Raw genomic sequence first — 18,857 nt, 5'->3', positions numbered from 1 at the left:
CCCGCCGTCGACCAGGCGCTCTCCGCAAACGAGGCGGCTTTATGGGTCGAGCCGGTGTCGATCTGTTTATCGAAGACGGCGCCTATACCACGCTTTCTTCTGCCGTGGTCATCCTAGTGGTGCTCACATTGTTGTTTTCGTCGACCGCGGCGATATGGAGCATGTCGCGTGCCGGGGATACTCAGGTGGCGGCTGATAGTGGCGCGCTGGCGGGTGCCAACGTAGTGTCGTCCTATCACACGGCTGCCACGGTGGTTGATGCGAGCATCTTGAGTCTGGGGCTGGCGGGGTTTGCCACGATCGGGACGGGCCTGGTCGCCATCCTCATCCCGGGTGCCGAGCCGGTTGCCGGCAATATGGTCGACACCGGGATTGAGATCATTAAAACGCGCAACAAGTTTGCCAAAAGCGCATCGGAAGGCTTACAGAAAATCGAGACGGCTCTGCCGTATCTGATCGCCGCGCGTGCCACGCAGGCGGTGTCGGCGCAGGATACCGATAGTGTGACCTATACCGGTACGGCGCTTGCCGTGCCCAGGACATCCGAGTCTGACTTCGCTGCGCTCGAGGGGTCCGAGATCTCGACCGATGCCATTAAAGACACATCAGATGATTTAGAGTGTGCGGCCGAGGAGCTGCGGAAGGCTTCTGAGGACACGGCGAAGGCTAAAGAGCGTGCTTGGCTGGCGGATTGTGGTGGGTCTGACAAGGGCTCGGTCGGCAGCTGTTCTTGCATGTGGGAGCGTGCGAAAAGCCTAACGGATCTCTCCGGTGTTCGAAATCCGCATTACTCATCGAGCGTTACGTGGGAGCCCCAAGTTGCCCTTGATCGCGCGAAGGACTACTACCATTGGCGTCTGACAAATGAGAAGCCCCACGGCTCGAGTGTCGAGATGAAGGCAGAGTCTGCGGCGCGTAAGGCGTTTTATACCTATGCGAGCGCGGAGGTCGATCGGGCGCATATAACCGAGAACGGAGACAGGGTTTCCTCCTATATTCCGCTGCTGCCGCGCAACTCTGATGAGGTTCGGGCGACGGAACTCTATACCGATGCGGTGTGGCCGACTAGCGTGAACGATGACAAGGCGTATCTGCATTACGGGACGACCTGCCCTAACTATAAGAAAGGGACGCCGAGCGGATTTGCTTCGGTTGCCGATTACGATGGACAGGATAAATGCAGCAAATGCCATTTTGGCGTTTTGTCGCTTGGTGCTGTTGCGGCGCCTTCAACCTCTATCGAAAACGGCTTCGAATATCACTTCGACGAGTTCAAAAAGGCCTTGGAGGAATACGTCAAATGTCGGAACAAAGAGCTTGAGCTCATGCGTCAGACCGAGGATGAGGCCGACCGTGCGAGCAATGCGTTTGACCAGGCCATTAAAGCGCTTTCGGGCGAGCGTCCGCGTATCGCTCCGCCCGGTCGCAACGGCGCGGTTGCCTTTGCGGTTTCGGGTGCCATCTCGAGCCCCGATGAGCTCAACTCTTCGTTTAACACGGCAGTCAGGCTTGGCGATCGCGGTGCCATCTCTGCCGCGGTGCTGGCGCCCGATGAGGCGACGGCGCAAAACAACGTGCTTTCGCGATTTTTCTCGACATTGAAGGAACGCTCGGGTGGCGTTGCCGGCGTACTCGATGGCGTCATGGATGTCTGGGGACGGCTGCTTGTGGGATACGGAGACATCCAAGGTTCGGCCGACGAACTTATGGACGAGATGATTAAAGGCCTAGGAGGGGGCAGCGGCGCGTTGGGCTCCATCGCATCGTGGCTCGGCGATACCGTTTCGGCGTCCGTGGCGGCGCTGGGTTTGGAACCGTGCGACTTGCGCCTGCGAAAGCCGGTGCTGACTGATTCCGCCAACGTCATTAAGAGCCCGGGGTCTGACATTGCTGGTCTCTCTCAAGCGCAAGACAAACTGCGAAGTATTCCGTTGGGCGTGACCGATCCCAAGGCGCTTTGCGAGGCGTTGGAATATCAAGTCGAACGCACCATCAGCGGTACGGTGTTCACGCTTGCGGAGATTCCTCTGCCCGGCGGCGGCTCCATCCCGCTCACCGTCGATGTCGCCACGCTGGTTGGCGCTCTGGGCGGTGGGTCGTAATGAGTATCCGCATGCGTCTGCGCGAGGAGCGCGCCCAAGCGACGGTGGAGATAGCAGTGGTTACGCCCGTTTTGCTGGTGCTGGCACTCATCGTATACAACGTCATGATCTATGCCAACGCTGTCGCGCGCTTCGACCGCGTGGTGCCCGACATCGTGTTGGCGCACGCCGTGGCGCCGAGCGGGGAGGGCGACGAAAGCTCTGTCGATGCCTCGGCGACGGTCCGGACTCAAATTCTGAATGCCATGGAAGGCTATGACTTGCAGATCGAAGTGTCGAGCGAGCAAGGCGCGGAGGCATCGGATGGTGGCCTGCTCTCCCTATCCGGTACGTTTAGGACCTACACCTGCACCATGCACTATGAGCCGTGGCCGACTTCTCTCAGCATCGCTGGCGTTCCGCTGGGGGCGCCGACAACGTTGTCGCACGAGCGCGCGGTGACGGTCGATCCATGGCGTCCGGGGGTGGTCATGTGACCGCGGTCTCGTCCTACATCGCCTACGCGCGGGCACTCAATAGGCTGGGCTGGACGCCGGCCGAGTTTGCGGTGGCGGAGTCGTTTGCCGTGCGCCTGCGCGGCATGCTGGGACGGTGTCCGGTTGCCGCCAACGGTCTGCCGCTCGTCATGGCATTTCCACGCTGCTCTTCGGTCCATACGTGTTTTATGGCCTATCCCATCGATATCGCCTTTATCGATGCACGTGGCTATGTCCTCGTATGCTACGAAAACGTACGTCCCTGGCGTATGTGCTCCTGCCCCGGCGCCTGGGCCGTACTAGAGCGTCCTTCAATCATTGTTTCGACCCCTGCTCTCCAACGCGTGCCGGCTTAAGAATTGGCGACAGCGGACTTTCGTCATACGAAATTGGGTAAGATGGAGGAGAAGATGCATGGATGTTGAGATCCATCCCAACGCTAAAAAGCACCTGACGGAAAAGCAGGTGCTTAGCGCTTGGCTTGCGGTTACTGAGTGCATTCGTCGCGAGCCGAAGGACGAGCCGCCGAGATGGCTTGCGATTGGATGGCTCCCAGACGGACGAAGCGTGGAGCTTGTCGCGGTCGAGCTTGTCCGTGGGGGCTTATCATTCATGCCTTGTCTCCAGTCCAGAAGAAATTTTGGCAGGAGATTGAACGGGCTCGGCAAAGGGGTCGATGATGGGCAAGACGTATACGGCCGCTAATGGTCAGGTTGTAACGGATGAAATGATTGACGCGTGGTGCGAGTCGTACGAGCGCGGAGAGTTTCCGGATGGCGAACACACCGTTGGTGGGATCGTGCATGGACGGCCCCCACTCTCAGGTGAGGGGACGGCAACGCTGTCGGTCAAGATTCCTCTGGGAATGAAGGAGGCCATTCGTCGACGGGCGGCTGCCGAGGGGATGACGCCAAGTGAGTTTGCCCGTGCGGCTCTGAGCGAAAAACTTCTTGCTGCTGGCTGATGTCTCTGACGTGCCGATTTATAGAACCGAGGCTGTGCTCAAAAACTTTTTTAAAATTCTCGGTTGACCGGAACGCGTCCTTGGTTATACTAATCAAGCCTTGAAACAAGGCACACCTCAAATGGCTGGGTAGCTCAGTTGGTAGAGCAGAGGACTGAAAATCCTCGTGTCAGGGGTTCGATTCCCTTCCCCGCCACCTTGAATTGACTAGGACCTCTGCAAAGGGGTCCTTTTCTTTTATGCAGCCCCCACATGGAATCGAACCCCGTGAGGGCGCGGAGCTGAGTAAACGCGTAAGCGTTTGCCAGCGCAGCTCGCAAGGCGCGTAAGCGCCGCAGCGGTCCGTCCGCGCAGCGCGCGGACGCGATTCCCTTCCCCGCCACCTTGAATTGACTAGGACCTCTGCAAAGGGGTCCTTTTCTTTTATGTAGGGTTCTGCGGAAACTGCGTCCCAGAATAAGGGCTCAGAACGGGACACACTTTCCGGTGCCTGCCTCCGGCGCGCGTACACACCTCGTCGCACCATTCCGAGCCCGCCCGCCCCAGACATTCCTCCCACTTTCGCGTCACTTTACAGACCGTTCGGTCGCCTGTCCGCACACGCGGGTATACTCAAAACGATACTTATCCTATGCAATACGATGCGGGTTCGACCTGCATGATCCGAAGGGGGCAGTGATGGAGAGGATACTCGGCGTTAATCTCTCTGGCTGGTTTATTCCCGAGCCTTGGGTGACCCCGTCGCTGTACGCGGCGACCGGTGCATCCAACGCGGCCGAGCTACAGGAGGCCATGGGTACCGCCGCCTATAACGAGCGCATGCGCCGCCATTACGAGACGTTTGTGAGCGAGGACGATTTTCTTCGCATGGCGCAGATCGGTCTCAATGCCGTGCGTCTGCCGGTGCCCTGGTATGCCTTTGGCTCACAGGAGTCCGATGCCTCCTACATATCGGTTGTCGATTACATCGACCGCGCAATTGAGTGGGCTGCCAAGTACGACATCCGCGTGCTGCTCGATCTGGCAACCGTGCCCGGTGGCCAGGGCGATTCCAACGATTCGCCCACCACGCCGGAGGCTGTTGCCGAGTGGCATTCGTCCACCAACGGCCGTCATGTCGCACTCGACGTGCTCGAGCGCTTGGCCGATCGCTATGGCGAGGCCGAGAGCCTGCTGGGCATTGAGCTGCTGGACACGCCGCAGATGAGCGTTCGCAAGAGCCTCTTCACCATGACGGATGGCATTCCTGCTCACTACCTGCGCAATTTCTATCGCGATGCCTACGAGCTCGTCCGTTCGTATATGCCCGAGGATAAGATCGTCGTCTTCTCGTCGTCGGGGCATCCCAGCGAGTGGAAGCATTTTATGCGCGGCGCCAAGTACAAGAACGTCTACATGGACCTTCATCTGTACCATTACCGCGACGAGTATGCGCTCGACATCACGAGCCCTCGCGGGCTGACGACGGCGATTTCGCGTAACAAGCGCGAGCTTAAAGAAGCGATTTCGACTGGGTTCCCCGTGCTGGTGGGCGAATGGTCGGGCGCGGCGATCTTTGCCAACTCGTCGGTTACGCCCGAGGGCCGCAATGCCTACGAGCGCGTGTTTATCGCCAACCAGCTGGCTTCGTTTGCGCCGGCTGCCGGTTGGTTCTTCCAAACGTGGAAGACCGAGAAGCGCATTGCAGCATGGGACGCCCGCGCGGCGCTCGGTACGCTCGAGCGCGGCATGATTGAATAGGTTGATATGACGCAAAACAGCGCCCATACGGGCAAACTCTATGTGGTCGGCACGCCCATCGGCAACCTGGGCGACCTGTCCCCGCGCGTTGGTGAGGCCTTTGCCGCTGCTGATGCCATCTGCTGCGAAGACACGCGTGTGACGTCAAAGCTACTGATGCACCTGGGCATTTCCAAGCCGCTTGTCCGTTGCGACGAGAATGTGATCGCCAGCCGCGCCGCCGGCCTGGTCGACCGTCTGCTGGCGGGGGAGACCCTCGCTTTTGCCTCGGACGCCGGCATGCCGAGCGTGTCCGATCCCGGCCAGGCGCTGGTCGAGGCGGCGCGTGAGGCCGATGTGCCCGTCGAAGTTATTCCCGGGCCCTCTGCTTGCGTCACGGCGCTTGTTTCGTCCGGCATTCCCTGCGAGCATTTTTTCTTCGAGGGCTTTTTGGGCCGAAAGCACGGCGACCGCGTGCGCCGTTTGCAGCGCCTTGCCGTGGTGCCCGGCGCACTCATCTTCTACGAGTCTCCACATCGCATCGTGGCGACGCTCGAGGCCGTGGCGGAGGTCTTTCCCCAGCGTGAGGTTGCCGTCTGCCGCGAACTCACCAAGCTGCACGAGGAGGTCTTGCGCGGGCCCGCTGACCAGCTTGCCGAGGAGCTGCGTGCTCGCGGCGAGGTAAAGGGCGAGATTGCGCTGGTCATCGCGCCACCGAGCGAGGATGAGGAGGCCGGTATCGTGCCGGTCGGCGCCACGGCAGCGGATCCCGACGAGGCCCTGCGCGAGGATATCCGCGCCGCGCTCGAGGAGGGGGAGCCCGCGTCTGCGGTGGCCAAGCGCCTGTCTCAGAAGTATTCGCGCCGCAAGCGCGATGTCTATGCCATGGTGCTCGATATGCAATAGATGGAGGATATCCAGCCCTTGCGCTAGAATCATCCTCTGTATGCAACGTTTTTCTGGAGGACAAACCCCATGGATCAAAGCAAGCCTTCGTTCTTTATCACGACGCCCATCTACTACGTCAACGCCGATCCGCACCTGGGCACGGCTTATTCCACCATCATCGCCGACGTTCAGGCTCGCTATCGCCGTTCCGCCGGCTATAACGTCAAGTTCCTGACCGGCATGGACGAGCACGGCGAGAAGGTCGCCGAGGCCGCAGCCAAGCATGGCATGACGCCGCAGGAGTGGACCGATAGCCAGGCCCCGCACTTCAAGGAGCTTTGGAGCAAGCTCGAGATTTCCAACGACGACTTCATCCGCACCACCGAGCCGCGCCAGCATCATGCCGTGCAGTACCTGTGGGAGCGCATGAAGGAGTCCGGTTACCTGTATAAGGGCAGCTACGACGGTTGGTATTGCGTGCCTGACGAGACCTACTTCACTGATACGCAGGTCCAGAAGGGCGACGAGGAGTACGGCAGCGTCGGCCAGCATCTATGCCCCGACTGCCACCGTCCGCTTGAGCGCGTCCAGGAGGAGTCCTACTTCTTTAAGCTTTCCGCCTTCCAGGACAAGCTTCTCAAGCTCTATGACGAGCACCCCGACTTTGTCGAGCCTGCGTTCCGCATGAACGAGGTTCGCAGCTTTGTCGAGGGCGGCCTCAACGACCTTTCCGTGAGTCGCACGAGCTTTGACTGGGGCATCCAGGTTCCGTTTGACGAGGGCCATGTGACCTATGTATGGTTTGACGCGCTGCTCAACTATATGACGGCCGTCGGCTACGGTGTCGACACCGACGAGGCGCGTGCCGAGCTGGCCTATCGCTGGCCCGCGCAGTTCCACATCGTGGGTAAGGACATCATCCGCTTCCACTGCGTCATTTGGCCCGCCATGCTCATGGCCATCGGCGAGGCCCTGCCCGAGCACGTCTTTGCCCACGGCTTCCTGACCGTGCGCAATGCCGAGACCGGCAAGGCCGAGAAGATGTCCAAGAGCCGCGGTAACGCCATCGCTCCGCAGGACGTTATCGACATGCTGGGCGTCGAGGGCTATCGCTACTACTTTATGACCGACGTCGTTCCCGGTACCGACGGCGCTATCAGCTTCGATCGCATGGAGCAGGTCTACAACGCCGACCTGGCTAACAGCTGGGGCAACCTTATCTCGCGTTCGCTCAACATGAGCGGCAAGTACTTTGACGGTTGCGCGCCCGCCAAGCCCGCATCGTTCGATGCGTTCGACAACCCGCTGGCAAAGATCGCCGATGGCCTGGTCGACCGCTACATGGCCAAGATGGACGTGCTCGATTACGGCGGAGCCAAGGACGAGGTTATGGAGCTCATCCACGCCGCCAACCACTACATCGAGGACTCCGAGCCTTGGGCGCTTGCCAAGGATGAGGCTAAGGCTGACGAGCTGGCGTTTGTGATCTACAACCTGCTCGAGGCCATCCGCATTGCCGCTCACCTGCTGATGCCGCTCATGCCTCAGACCTCTGCCGAGGCCCTGCGCCGCCTGTCCTGCGAGAACGAGGCCGCGACCGACGACCTCAAGGGCATTTGCGCTTGGGGCCTGCTTGCTGGTGGTCAGCCTGTCGAGAAGGGCGATCCGCTGTTCCCGCGTCTGGCGTAGAGACCGCGCGAGCGCCATATCGGCAATTTGCTGTTTAGATGTAAGGGCATGGCCGCAACGGTCCATGCCCTTTCGTTTCAAGACGCCGCCATCATGCTAAGGAGGCAACTATGACAACTTCGCCTTTGGCAAACCCCACGGCCACCAGGGAGCTGCTGGAGGAGTTTGGCCTTGCGACCAAGCATCGCCTGGGCCAGAACTTTCTAATCGACAATCATGTGATCGAGCGTATCTGCGAGCTTGCCGAGCTTGCAGGTGACGAGCGCGTACTCGAGGTGGGTCCGGGTTGCGGTACTTTGACACTTGCGTTGCTGCAGGAAGCGGCGTGCGTTACGTCCATTGAGGCCGATCCCGAGCTTGAGCCGGTGCTCGATGCTCACGCCGCCGACTATGCCAACTTCCGCTTTATCATGGGCGACGCGCTCAAGGTGACGCCGGAGCAGATTGAGCAGGCTGCGGGCGGTGAGCCGACGGTATTTGTCGCGAACTTGCCCTATAACGTGGCGGCGACGATCATTTTGCAATTTTTCCAGACGATGCCGGCGCTCAAGCGCGCCGTCGTCATGGTGCAAAAGGAGGTTGCCGATCGCATTGCCGCAGTGCCGGGCAACAAGACCTATGGCGGCTATACGGCAAAGCTTGGCCTGTATGCGCAGGTAACGGGTCGCTTTGAGGTGCCGCCGCGTTGCTTTATGCCGGCGCCACACGTGGACTCGGCCGTCGTGCGTATCGACCGTGTTGACGGTGTGGTGCCCGAAGGACTCGATCGCGAATTTGTAGCCCGCGTGATTGATGCTGCATTTGCTCAGCGTCGCAAGACCATCCGCAATTCCATGAGCGCCAACGGCTTTGCCAAGGACGTGCTCGATGCCGCCTTTGAGGCTTGCGGTATCGCACCCACCACGCGCGCCGAGACGCTCGGCGTCGCCGACTTTGTGTGCCTGGCTCGGGAGCTTTCCCATGACGCTTAATGCCGAACGCGTGACGTTTACCAAGAAAAAGAAGACGGTTGCTTGTCCCGTGCCCTTGGCACCGCTTGCCGACACGCATGCGCATCTGCTTTCGTTCTGGGGCAAGGATGTGCCCGAGACACTCGTGCGTGCCAAGGCGGCAGGCATCGACCTGTTGGTGACGGTCTTCGACCCCATCGCCGACAAGCGCAGCGTGACGGACTATAGCGACTGGCTGACGCGCGAAATTCTGCCGATGCAGGATATCCCGCAGATCAAGTATCTTGCCGGCGTGCATCCGTATGGCGCGCCGGACTATACCGACGACATTCACGCGCAGGTTGTTGCTGCGCTTGATGACCCTTTGTGCGCCGGTATTGGCGAAATCGGCCTGGACTACCACATGGACTATGATGACGATATCGCGCCGGCACCTCATAACGTGCAGATTGACTGCATGGCGCGCCAGCTCGAGCTTGCCGTGTGCCGTAACGTGCCGGTGGAGTTGCACCTGCGGCACGAGGACTCGGATGGGGAGCGCACCTCGCATATGGATGCGTACAACGTGCTTCGTGAGGTGGGCGTGCCCCAGGCCGGTTGTGTGCTGCACTGCTTTGGCGAGGACCGCGCCACGATGGAGCGCTTTGTGAAGCTGGGCTGCTATATCGCCTATGGTGGTGCGGCCACCTTTAAGCGCAACGACGACGTGCGCGAAGCATTTGCGGCAACCCCACTCGATCGAATTTTGTTCGAGACGGATTGCCCGTATATGGCTCCGGAGCCCATCCGCGGTCTTGAATGCGAGCCGGCAATGATTTCTATCACGGCAAACACGCTGGTCAACGACCGTGTCGATCGTACCGGCGAGGATGCTGAGGCAATCGCGCGAGCAGCTTGGGAAAATGCCTGCAAACTTTTTCAAAAATAGTTCTTGCGTTCGCGGTGGCGCTCCGTTATTCTAATTCCTGCACGCGGGCGTGGCGGAATTGGCAGACGCGTACGGTTCAGGTCCGTATGGGGGCAACCCCATGAAGGTTCAAGTCCTTTCGCCCGCACCATTGATTGAAAGAGCTCCCAGCAATGGGAGCTTTTTTGTTATGGGCCCATCGCAGGGACTTGAACCTGTGAAGGAGCGAGCGTCAAGAAAACGCGGAGCGTTTTTAGCGAGCTGGCGAGTCCGCCGGCAGGCGGGCGAAGCCGGTGCGGATCCGCGAAGCGGATACGCGGACGTCCTTTCGCCCGCACCATGGATTGAAAGAGCTTCCAGCAATGGGAGCTTTTTTGTTATGCACGATCTCCTTGGACGGGTATCCTAATGCCAACGTGTGCCTATCAGAGGAGAGACCATGCTGTTTTCCGGTATCATCGCCGCCCTTACCAGCCTTTTGATTCCCATCATCATCCTGTTGTTGCTGCTCCCCAACGCCTGCTACGTCGTTGAGCAGCAGCACGCTGTGATCATCGAGCGCTTGGGTAGGTTCAATCGTATCGTCAACGCGGGCTTCCACGTGAAGGTGCCCGTGATCGACCGCAAGGCCGCCACGGTGAGCCTGCGCACCATGAAAAACGGTTTTGGCATCGACGTTAAGACCCAGGACAACGTGACCATCGGCCTTGAGGTCTCCGCTCAGTACCACGTGAGCTACGACATGGGCGCCGGCCCGGCAGATTCGGGCATCTACAAGAGCTACTACATGCTGCAGGAGCCCGTCGACCAGATGCGTGACTTCATCACCGACGCCCTGCGCTCTTCGATTCCTGTCTACACACTCGATGAGGTCTTTGCCAAGAAGGATGACATCGCCAAGGATGTCAACGCTACCGTTTCCGAGCAGATGGCCGCCTACGGCTTCACCCTCGTGTCGACGCTCATCACCAAAATCGCACTGCCGACCGAGGTTGAGAACTCCATGAACGACATCAACGCCGCCCAGCGCAAGCGCGCTGCGGCACAGGAGCTCGCCGAGGCAGACCGCATCAAGCGCGTCACCGAGGCGACCGCCGAGGCCGAGGCAATGGAAAAGGCGGGCGAGGGCATCGCCAACCAGCGCAAGGCCATCGCACTGGGTATCAAAGATTCGCTCGAGATCATCCAGGAGACGGGTGTCGGCAATGACGAGGCCAACCAACTGTTCATGTTTACGCAGTGGTCTGAGATGATGACGGAGTTCGCTCGCACGGGTAAAACCTCGACGGTCGTGCTGCCGAGCGACTTTTCGCAGTCGGCCTCGATGTTCGAGCAGATGCTGGCCGCCGGCAAAGTTCAAAACGATTCGAAGGAGTAGGCGCGCGTGAAATACACCGTCGTTTGCGTCGGTAAGCTCAAGGAGCGCTTTTGGAAGGACGCGTGCGCTGAGTACACCAAGCGCCTAGGTGCCTATGCCAAGGTGGATATCCGCGAGGTGGCCGATATCGACCCGGCTAAGGCGGGCGGCGTGGATGTCGCGCGCGACAAGGAGGGGGCGGCGATTCTTACAGCCCTGCCGTCTCGAGCACATGTGATCTTGCTGGCCATTGAGGGCAAAGAGCGCTCGAGCGAGGAACTTTCGGCGCGGCTCGATGATCTTATGCTACGTGGTAACAGCGACATCGCCTTTGTAATTGGCGGATCGGACGGCGTGAGCGATGACGTGCGCGCGCGAGCCGACGAGATGCTCAGCTTTGGACGTATTACCTTGCCGCATAACTTGGCGCGCGTGGTGCTGCTGGAGCAGATCTACCGCGCCTGCAAGATTAGCCGCGGCGAGCCGTATCACAAATAGGTCAGCAATACGAAACAATGGCGTGGGACAATAGCTTTCGTTTTGAGGAATGTGTCTGAAAGGACTATGTGATATGAAGATTGGATTTGTCGGTTTTGGCAATATGGCGAGCGCTATGGCCGATGGCTGGATCGCTGCCGGTGTAGCTGCGAGCGACATGTGCGCCTGTGCGGGTCGCTACGACGCACTGGTTGAGCGCTGTGAGGCGCGCGGGATGGCCGCTTGCCACGATGCCGCCGAGGTTGTCGCCGCATCCGATATCGTGGTCGCTGCGGTCAAGCCGTACATGATCGAGAAGGTATTCGCCCCGCTCAAGGATGCTCTTGCCAAAAAGGTCGTTCTGTCGGTTGCCTGGACCTGGGACAGTGCCAAGTGGGAGCAGGTCCTGCCGGGCGTCGCGCATATCTCGACGGTGCCCAACACGCCGGTTTCGGTGGGCGAGGGCGTCATCGCTTGCGAGAAGGCTTCCACGCTTAGTGATGAGCAGAGCGCAGTGGTGCTTGATCTGCTTGGCAAGCTCGGTGCGGTGGTCGAGCTCGATACGAGCCTGCTGTTCGTGGGCGGCACGGTGGGTGGTTGCGCTCCGGCATTTGTCGCTATGGCAATCGAGGCCCTGGGCGATGCAGCGGTCAAGCACGGTATCCCGCGTGCTGATGCCTATCGCATTGTGAGCCAGATGGTGCTGGGTACGGCAAAGCTGCAGCTTGCAACTGGCCAGCATCCTGCGGCGATGAAGGATGCCGTATGCTCGCCCGGTGGTGCCACCATCAAGGGCGTCGTTGCGCTCGAGGACGCCGGCATGCGCAGCGCCCTGGTCAAGGCAATCGACGCAACCCTCCAGTAAAACCGACCAAAAAAGGGACAGTTTATTTTGGCAGGTTTTTCCTGCGGTTTTGTCCTTTTAGCGAAAAGTGCCCCGCAACTGGCTCAATTCCAGTTGCGGGGCGCTTGCGTTTGCCCAGATAAAACCAACCAAAATAAACCTGTCCCTATTGGCAGGCTAGTCCCAGAAGCTGTCTTCTTCGTCCTCGGACTTGGGGCCGCGGTCGACATACATCTTATGGGTGCGCTTCTCCATTACAAAGGCAATAATCGCAAACAGCAGGATGCCGCCGGCGAAAAGGATGGCAAAACCGGTGCGGGTGCCAAACAAAAAGGAAAAAACTGCGTCCATTGGGTGCCTTCTTGCGTAGTTGAGTTGGGTCGTAAACGCTCATAAGTATATACTTGCCCATACATGTACAAGGTTGCAACCTAAATGGAATGTATATCGCCGGAGGATCTAATGCTTGATATCAAGTTTGTTCGCGAGAACCCCGATGCCATCGATGTCGCCATGGCTAACCGCCAGACGTCTTGGGATCGCGAGAAGTTCTTTGAGCTCGACGACGAGCGTCGTGCCGTCATCACTGAGGTTGAGGAACTTCAAGCCACGCGCAATGCCGAGTCCAAGAAGATCGGCGCCCTGATGAAGGAGGGCAAGAAGGACGAGGCCGAGGCCGCCAAAGAGGCCGTGCGCGCCGTCAACGAGAAGATTGACGGTCTGGCCGAGCGCCGCACCGCCCTCGAGCAGGAGCAGTACGACTTCATGGCTCACCTGCCCAACATTCCTTGCGAGGCCACGCCGTACGGCAAGGACGAGGACGAGAACATCGAGCGCCGTCGTTGGGGCACCCCGCGCGAGTTCGACTTCGACTTTAAGCCGCACTGGGATCTGGGCACCGATCTGGACATCCTCGACTTCGAGCGTGGCAACAAGCTCTCCGGCAGCCGCTTCACCGTTCTCGGTGGCGCCGGCGCCCGCCTGGAGCGCGCCCTTATCAACTTCTTCCTGGACACGCACACGAGCCGTGGCTTCAAGGAGTGGTGGCCGCCCATCGTCGTCAAGCGTCAGACCATGTTCGGTACGGGCCAGCTGCCCAAGTTTGAGGACGACGCCTATCACGTCTCGGGCGACAACTTCCTGATCCCTACCGCCGAGGTCGTACTGACTAACCTGCATGCCGGTGAGGTTCTGGACGCCGACACTCTGCCTCGCCGCTACACTGCCTTCACCCCCTGCTTCCGCGAGGAGGCCGGTTCCGCCGGTCGCGACACCCGCGGCATCATTCGCCAGCACGAGTTCGACAAGGTCGAGATGGTTAAGTTTGCCAAGCCGGAGGAGTCCGACGAGGAGCTCGAGAGCATGACCGCCGAGGCCGAGTACCTGCTGCAGCAGCTGGGCCTGCCGTATCGCGTGATTAGCCTGTGCACCGGCGACCTGGGCTTCTCTGCCCGTCAGACCTACGACATCGAGGTTTGGCTGCCGAGCTACAACGCCTACAAGGAGATCAGCTCCTGCTCCAATTGCGGCGACTTCCAGGCCCGTCGTGCCAACATCAAGTATCGCGACCCCGAGAACTTCAAGGGTTCGCGCTACCTGCACACCCTTAACGGTTCCGGCCTGCCGGCTGGTCGTACCATGGCTGCCATTCTGGAGAACTACCAGAACGCCGACGGCACCATCACGATCCCCGAGGTTCTGCGTCCTTACATGGGCGGCCTCGAGAAGATCGAGCCGGTCGCGTAAACTAGCTGCATAGGCGATTTGCGAGGGCGCTCCTTTTAGGGGCGCCCTTTTTGTGTACGGCTATACCATGCCGTGCGGACAGCTCGATAGAAAACACACGAACAGACGTTCTGTATACATGCATCTACCTGCTATGCTTTTGCTAACTAAGAGCAAGAGAAAGGGGATGTGATGGGGCTGTTCGACGAGCGGGTTGTTTTGTTCCAGAGCGATGAGGGCGGGGAGCAGCTGCTGGTAACGTGCGAGCCGTCGGGTATGGGTGGCTTGGTGGTTCGGCAGACGAGTGAGGGACCATTGACGCAATGGTGCTATGAGGAGTCGCCGCATGTGGTCGAGACCTTTGTGGCGCATGAGGCGCTTGTTGTCCTTGAGCACTTCTATGGCGTTGGAACTTCTAATCAGGTGGCCCAAATGCTGAGCATCTCGTTTGCCGACTACGACTGTGCCCAACGGGTGCGGTCGCTTCTGGGGGAGTTTGGCGCCGGGTTCGATGTGATCGAAAAGCCAATCGATCGCACGAGAAGCGCTGATGCTTGTGGTGCAGCGTGACAAATTGCGGCTCGCGCGAAAAAAAGTTTGAGTTTTTGCTTGACTCTAACGAACTAAAGTGGTTTTATATGTCTTGCGCTGCGGCGTTACCTCAGCTGGATAGAGGGTCTGACTACGAATCAGAACGTCATAGGTTCGAATCCTATACGCCGCACCAATTGAACTTGAAGCCTCCGGCAACGGGGGCTTTTCTTTTTAGGAAACCAGGCATGGATTCGAACCTCGGTCGAGGCGCGAACGTCAAGAAAACGCGGAGCGTTTTTAGCGAGCGGGCGAGTCCGCCGGCAGGCGGGCGAAGCCGGCGCGGATCCGCGAAGCGGATGCGCGGAATCCTATACGCCGCACCAATTGAACTTGAAGCCTCCGGCAACGGGGGCTTTTCTTTTTAGGAAACCAGGCATGGATTCGAACCTCGGTCGAGGCGCGAACAGCTTAATCACCACTCCGTAAAAATTTTTTTCAAATTGTCGCTTGACCCATCGGGGGCTCGCGTGCATAATAATCCGTGCGTTGCGGCGTTACCTCAGCTGGATAGAGGGTCTGACTACGAATCAGAACGTCATAGGTTCGAATCCTATACGCCGCACCAATTAGCTTTAAAGCTCCCGGCGACGGGGGCTTTTCTTATATCGCGATGCGTCGAAGATCGCGCCAAGCCCTCCAAATGATTAAAAATCAAATTCGATAACTTTTTTTGAAAAAATGCTTGACCATTATTCAGTCCCTGTGCATAATAATCAACAAGTCGCGGCGTTACCTCAGCTGGATAGAGGGTCTGACTACGAATCAGAACGTCATAGGTTCGAATCCTATACGCCGCACCAATTAGCTTTAAAGCTCCCGGCGACGGGGGCTTTTCTTATATCGCGATGCGTCGAAGATCGCGCCAAGCCCTCCAAATGATTAAAAATCAAATTCGATAACTTTTTTTGAAAAAATGCTTGACCATTATTCAGTCCCTGTGCATAATAATCAACAAGTCGCGGCGTTACCTCAGCTGGATAGAGGGTCTGACTACGAATCAGAACGTCATAGGTTCGAATCCTATACGCCGCACCAATTAGCTTTAAAGCTCCCGGCGACGGGGGCTTTTCTTATATCGCGATGCGTCGAAGATCGCGCCAAGCCCTCCAAATGATTAAAAATCAAATTCGATAACTTTTTTTGAAAAAATGCTTGACCATTATTCAGTCCCTGTGCATAATAATCAACAAGTCGCGGCGTTACCTCAGCTGGATAGAGGGTCTGACTACGAATCAGAACGTCATAGGTTCGAATCCTATACGCCGCACCATTTGAGATTAAAGCTCCCGGCAACGGGGGCTTTTCTTTTACGTAAACATCGCATGGATTCGAACCTCGGTCGAGGCGCGGGCGTAAAGAAAACGCGGAGCGTTTTTAGCCCGCGGGCGAGCACGCCGGCAGGCGGGCGAAGCCGGTGCGGATCCGCGCAGCGGATGCGCGGAATCCTATACGCCGCACCATTTGAGATTAAAGCTCCCGGCAACGGGGGCTTTTCTTTTACGTAAACACCGCATGGATTCGAACCTCGGTCGAGGCGCGGGCGTAAAGCGGACGATTTCCTGTCGACTCGTGTAAGATTCCGAGTAGATGTCGCGACTTATTCGCGACCACTCCTTCTTCAAGCGACCGATCAGGGTGATATTCCGTGGCAGAGCGTCCGACATACAAGCTCAGGTTTCTCGATCCCAAGAAGCGCTTTCCGGCGATGCCCGAGCAGCCTGCGGGACGCTCATATGGCGTGGTCTGGAAACTCTTTGGCGAGGATCAGCATGAATCTTGTTATGTCGTCGAATTCGTTGGCAAAAGCCATGTGTCGCTTTTGGGCTACGTAAGCGTTTCGGGCGAGGTGTACAAGGTGGACCGCCCCGTCAGCGAGGCTCCGCTGCCCAACGATCCCGACATGGAACTGGTCCTTGACGAGTCGGACTCCGGTATTGGTGAGATTATGGTGAGGGGAGCAAACGGCACGATGCGCGCGTGCGCGCGAACCGTCGGCTCTCCCGAAGGTCCCATGCGCGAGCAGTCCGATCACGAGACATGGAATTCGACCCGCTCCCTTCCTTACGGTGAGTTCATGGCATCGATGTTCCTGCGCTACGTGATATTCGCTGACTCCGAAAATACCATTGCGAGCACGGCGGACGCCGACGGACTCGACGAGGGTATGCAAAACGTTGTCGACAAGATCAAGCTCGTAAAGCTGCCCGAGCCGGTCGAGGTGTTTTTGGGCTTTAACACGACACCGCTACCTGACGCTATCGAGACGCTGCTCTACCGCGTTGACCATGCCGAGAATCCGAGCGGTATCGAGCGCTATGCCGCCGCCCTTATGAGTGAAATTGACTTGCCTCGCTTGCGCACCATCGCCGCTAAGTCCGAGATGAGCCTGGCTCGCATCGATCGCTCAAAGCTTTTCTATCTCAATTTTGATCGCAGCCTGCTGGACCAGGACGAGATTGACATGCTGCTTGCCATCGAGTGCCGTCTTAACCGTCTCTCCGGCATCCTTGAGCACATCGGGGCCGGATTGGTCCCTGCGGCATCCTCGCCGAGCCTTGAGGGCTGCGCGCTCTTTGATGCGTGGCATATCGCCAAGACGACCAACGATGTTCCCCGACTGCTTGATACGGCCTCGAGCGATAACCCGTGGGGCAAACCGGGTACGGTGGCTTGCCAGCCGGGCGGTGAGTGGGATGTGCGTACCCGCTTCGCGCGTATTGTCGAGGCGCTTAACGTGGTCACGCGGCTCGACTATACCTATCGGGCAAACGTTGCCGAGGGGATTATGCTCGTTCGGTTTGGGCAGTCTGTCGTTGATGCCATGCCGCAACGTGAATACGACGCTCAAGATGACGCCTGGCACGAGCTGGACGAGGACACGCGCACGATCTGGGCCGCGGAGCACGATGCGCGCGTGGCGCTCACGCTTGCGGCAGCGTGTTTTGCCGCGGGCACCTGCATCACGCGCTGCTATGTGCAGATTGCTGCTCCCGACAGTGAGCAGGGCGAGTGCGTTGTCGCAACGTATTTCTTTGGGCGCGCGGCCTATCTGGCCGATTGCGTGCCTGTCGCCAAGGATCTTGAGAGCATGGACATGGACGATATGCCGTGCAAGCGTGTGCTTGAGGCGTATGAGTCAACCGCTCCGGAGACGATTGAGCCGGCGGAGGTTCATGCTCGTCCGCGTGATGACCATCGCATGCTGCCGCCGGCACTGCGCGATCTGCTGCTTGCCGATACGGCTGACGAGCTGGAGGTCATGGAAGAGGACGACGACCCATACGTGGCCCGTGTTGTTGAATTGCGCGAGCAGGCAAAAGTCGACCGTACAGGTGCTTTTGAAGGCTTTTCCCGTCTTGTTGAGGAGTTGGAGGCTAAGTGCGCCGTCGCCGAGCTTTTGGCGACAGGTCCGGTTCAAACGCAGTTTTGCGATAACCAGCTGGTGCGCATGGTGCTACCGGTGTTGGAAGAAGACCGCTCTGTGCGAATCCTTCGTGCGCCCGATGCGCTGTACTTTGCCCAGCACGAGATCTGCAGCTTTTACGCCGAGCAAGAGGACTTTGAACGAGCACTGCCCGAGGTGCGCCATCTTTACGATCTGGCGCGCTCGTCCATGCAGTCGCACTTTGCGCTCATCAACGTGCTTGCGCGTCTGGAGCGCTTTGACGAGATTATCGAGGTGGCGCGCCACGGCCTACGTATTGCCAGCGATCGTTCTGCAATCGGCTACCTGTTCTATCGCTTGGCGTTTGCCTATTGGAATTGCGATCAGCTCGACCTGGCGCTGGCTTGTTACCGTCTGGTGCCGCGCGGCGAGGAGTCGGGCAGCAGCGCGCTGGAAGAAATGCAGGGCCTTATGAACGAGATGGGCGTCAGCGAGCCTCCGACGTTCGAGGAAGCGGTCGAGACCATCCATAAGGCTGGACTAGAGCTGCCGCCAGTGTCCGCCGTGACGAATCAGCTGGCAGATGCCGCTGTGCAACTGGTCGACAACGGTTTCTTTTTCCTGGCGCGCGGTTGTATCTTCCAAATGTGGCGCACCATGGGCAACGACGAGCTCGGCTCCCTCAACCGCTCGCTGGGGTAGGTGAAGCTTTCAAGAAGGAAAGGCTGCTAGGCAATTAGAAAATTTCCTCTTGCTCATCCTTGGCTGTTTGGTTACTAT

Annotated in this window: 17 protein-coding genes and 7 tRNA genes; 23 read left to right on the top strand and 1 reads right to left on the bottom strand. The window is 58.8% G+C overall.

The annotated features are described in order from the left end of the window. The first annotated feature begins 41 nt into the window (after positions 1-41). From DW151_RS06755 to proC, 15 genes are all read left to right on the top strand, one after another. Positions 42-2,102 (top strand): hypothetical protein, encoded by a 2,061-nt coding sequence (locus DW151_RS06755; protein WP_118335036.1) that lies wholly within the window; start codon positions 42-44, stop codon positions 2,100-2,102. After that, positions 2,102-2,578, top strand: coding sequence for a TadE/TadG family type IV pilus assembly protein (locus DW151_RS06750; RefSeq protein WP_118335034.1), 477 nt, complete (start codon positions 2,102-2,104; stop codon positions 2,576-2,578). The genes DW151_RS06755 and DW151_RS06750 overlap by 1 nt, the downstream gene beginning before the upstream one ends. Further along, the gene (locus DW151_RS06745; protein WP_226790440.1) at positions 2,575-2,934 is read left to right on the top strand and encodes a DUF192 domain-containing protein; all 360 of its coding nucleotides are present in this window, start codon (positions 2,575-2,577) and stop codon (positions 2,932-2,934) included. Before DW151_RS06750 ends, DW151_RS06745 begins: the two co-directional genes overlap by 4 nt. A gap of 58 nt (positions 2,935-2,992) precedes the next feature. Next, on the top strand, positions 2,993-3,283 hold the full coding sequence (locus DW151_RS06740; RefSeq protein WP_117583813.1) for a hypothetical protein: 291 nt from the start codon (positions 2,993-2,995) through the stop codon (positions 3,281-3,283). Continuing rightward, a complete protein-coding gene (locus DW151_RS06735; protein ID WP_035137167.1) occupies positions 3,258-3,542 on the top strand; it encodes a ribbon-helix-helix domain-containing protein in 285 nt (94 codons plus the stop codon). Before DW151_RS06740 ends, DW151_RS06735 begins: the two co-directional genes overlap by 26 nt. 123 nt (positions 3,543-3,665) lie before the next feature. Continuing rightward, positions 3,666-3,738 (top strand) — tRNA-Phe (locus DW151_RS06730). Between the two features lie 482 nt (positions 3,739-4,220). Further along, the gene (locus DW151_RS06725) at positions 4,221-5,282 is read left to right on the top strand and encodes a glycoside hydrolase family 5 protein (RefSeq protein WP_118335032.1); all 1,062 of its coding nucleotides are present in this window, start codon (positions 4,221-4,223) and stop codon (positions 5,280-5,282) included. Between the two features lie 6 nt (positions 5,283-5,288). After that, positions 5,289-6,167 (top strand): 16S rRNA (cytidine(1402)-2'-O)-methyltransferase, encoded by an 879-nt coding sequence (rsmI, locus tag DW151_RS06720; RefSeq protein WP_117583812.1) that lies wholly within the window; start codon positions 5,289-5,291, stop codon positions 6,165-6,167. 69 nt (positions 6,168-6,236) lie between these two features. Beyond that, the gene (gene metG, locus DW151_RS06715) at positions 6,237-7,838 is read left to right on the top strand and encodes a methionine--tRNA ligase (protein ID WP_089572678.1); all 1,602 of its coding nucleotides are present in this window, start codon (positions 6,237-6,239) and stop codon (positions 7,836-7,838) included. 110 nt (positions 7,839-7,948) lie between these two features. Further along, a complete protein-coding gene (rsmA, locus tag DW151_RS06710; RefSeq protein ID WP_117776647.1) occupies positions 7,949-8,809 on the top strand; it encodes a 16S rRNA (adenine(1518)-N(6)/adenine(1519)-N(6))-dimethyltransferase RsmA in 861 nt (286 codons plus the stop codon). Continuing rightward, positions 8,799-9,716 (top strand): TatD family hydrolase, encoded by a 918-nt coding sequence (locus DW151_RS06705; protein ID WP_118335030.1) that lies wholly within the window; start codon positions 8,799-8,801, stop codon positions 9,714-9,716. The genes rsmA and DW151_RS06705 overlap by 11 nt, the downstream gene beginning before the upstream one ends. A gap of 43 nt (positions 9,717-9,759) precedes the next feature. Then, a tRNA-Leu gene (locus tag DW151_RS06700) sits at positions 9,760-9,846 on the top strand. Positions 9,847-10,134: 288 nt separating this feature from the next. Beyond that, a complete protein-coding gene (locus DW151_RS06695; protein WP_118335028.1) occupies positions 10,135-11,073 on the top strand; it encodes an SPFH domain-containing protein in 939 nt (312 codons plus the stop codon). A 6-nt stretch (positions 11,074-11,079) separates the two neighbouring features. Then, on the top strand, positions 11,080-11,550 hold the full coding sequence (rlmH, locus tag DW151_RS06690) for a 23S rRNA (pseudouridine(1915)-N(3))-methyltransferase RlmH (protein ID WP_118335026.1): 471 nt from the start codon (positions 11,080-11,082) through the stop codon (positions 11,548-11,550). A 73-nt stretch (positions 11,551-11,623) separates the two neighbouring features. Then, complete coding sequence (proC, locus tag DW151_RS06685; RefSeq protein WP_117628982.1) at positions 11,624-12,394, top strand: pyrroline-5-carboxylate reductase; 771 nt, start codon at positions 11,624-11,626, stop codon at positions 12,392-12,394. 156 nt (positions 12,395-12,550) lie between these two features. Here proC and DW151_RS10670 read toward each other — a convergent pair whose 3' ends face one another. After that, entirely contained in the window at positions 12,551-12,724 is a 174-nt protein-coding gene (locus DW151_RS10670; protein ID WP_168170424.1) for a DUF6724 family protein, read from the bottom strand. 111 nt (positions 12,725-12,835) lie between these two features. Between DW151_RS10670 and serS the strand changes: the two genes are divergently transcribed. The 8 genes from serS to DW151_RS06645 all read left to right on the top strand — a co-directional run bounded on the left by serS (position 12,836) and on the right by DW151_RS06645 (position 18,779). Then, positions 12,836-14,119, top strand: a complete 1,284-nt coding sequence (gene serS / locus DW151_RS06680) for a serine--tRNA ligase (RefSeq protein ID WP_055285929.1) — start codon at positions 12,836-12,838, stop codon at positions 14,117-14,119. A gap of 171 nt (positions 14,120-14,290) precedes the next feature. Continuing rightward, positions 14,291-14,668, top strand: a complete 378-nt coding sequence (locus tag DW151_RS06675) for a hypothetical protein (RefSeq protein ID WP_118335024.1) — start codon at positions 14,291-14,293, stop codon at positions 14,666-14,668. 80 nt (positions 14,669-14,748) lie between these two features. Then, positions 14,749-14,825, top strand: a tRNA-Arg gene (locus tag DW151_RS06670). A 355-nt stretch (positions 14,826-15,180) separates the two neighbouring features. Next, positions 15,181-15,257 (top strand) — tRNA-Arg (locus DW151_RS06665). A 158-nt stretch (positions 15,258-15,415) separates the two neighbouring features. Then, positions 15,416-15,492, top strand: a tRNA-Arg gene (locus tag DW151_RS06660). A 158-nt stretch (positions 15,493-15,650) separates the two neighbouring features. After that, positions 15,651-15,727: transfer RNA gene (locus DW151_RS06655), tRNA-Arg, on the top strand. 158 nt (positions 15,728-15,885) lie between these two features. After that, positions 15,886-15,962 (top strand) — tRNA-Arg (locus DW151_RS06650). A 375-nt stretch (positions 15,963-16,337) separates the two neighbouring features. Continuing rightward, entirely contained in the window at positions 16,338-18,779 is a 2,442-nt protein-coding gene (locus DW151_RS06645; RefSeq protein ID WP_117655502.1) for a lipopolysaccharide assembly protein LapB, read from the top strand. Positions 18,780-18,857 lie beyond the last annotated feature (78 nt).

Source organism: Collinsella sp. AM13-34, assembly GCF_003473055.1.
Taxonomy (GTDB): domain Bacteria; phylum Actinomycetota; class Coriobacteriia; order Coriobacteriales; family Coriobacteriaceae; genus Collinsella.
This window is presented reverse-complemented; position numbering and strand designations above follow the sequence as displayed.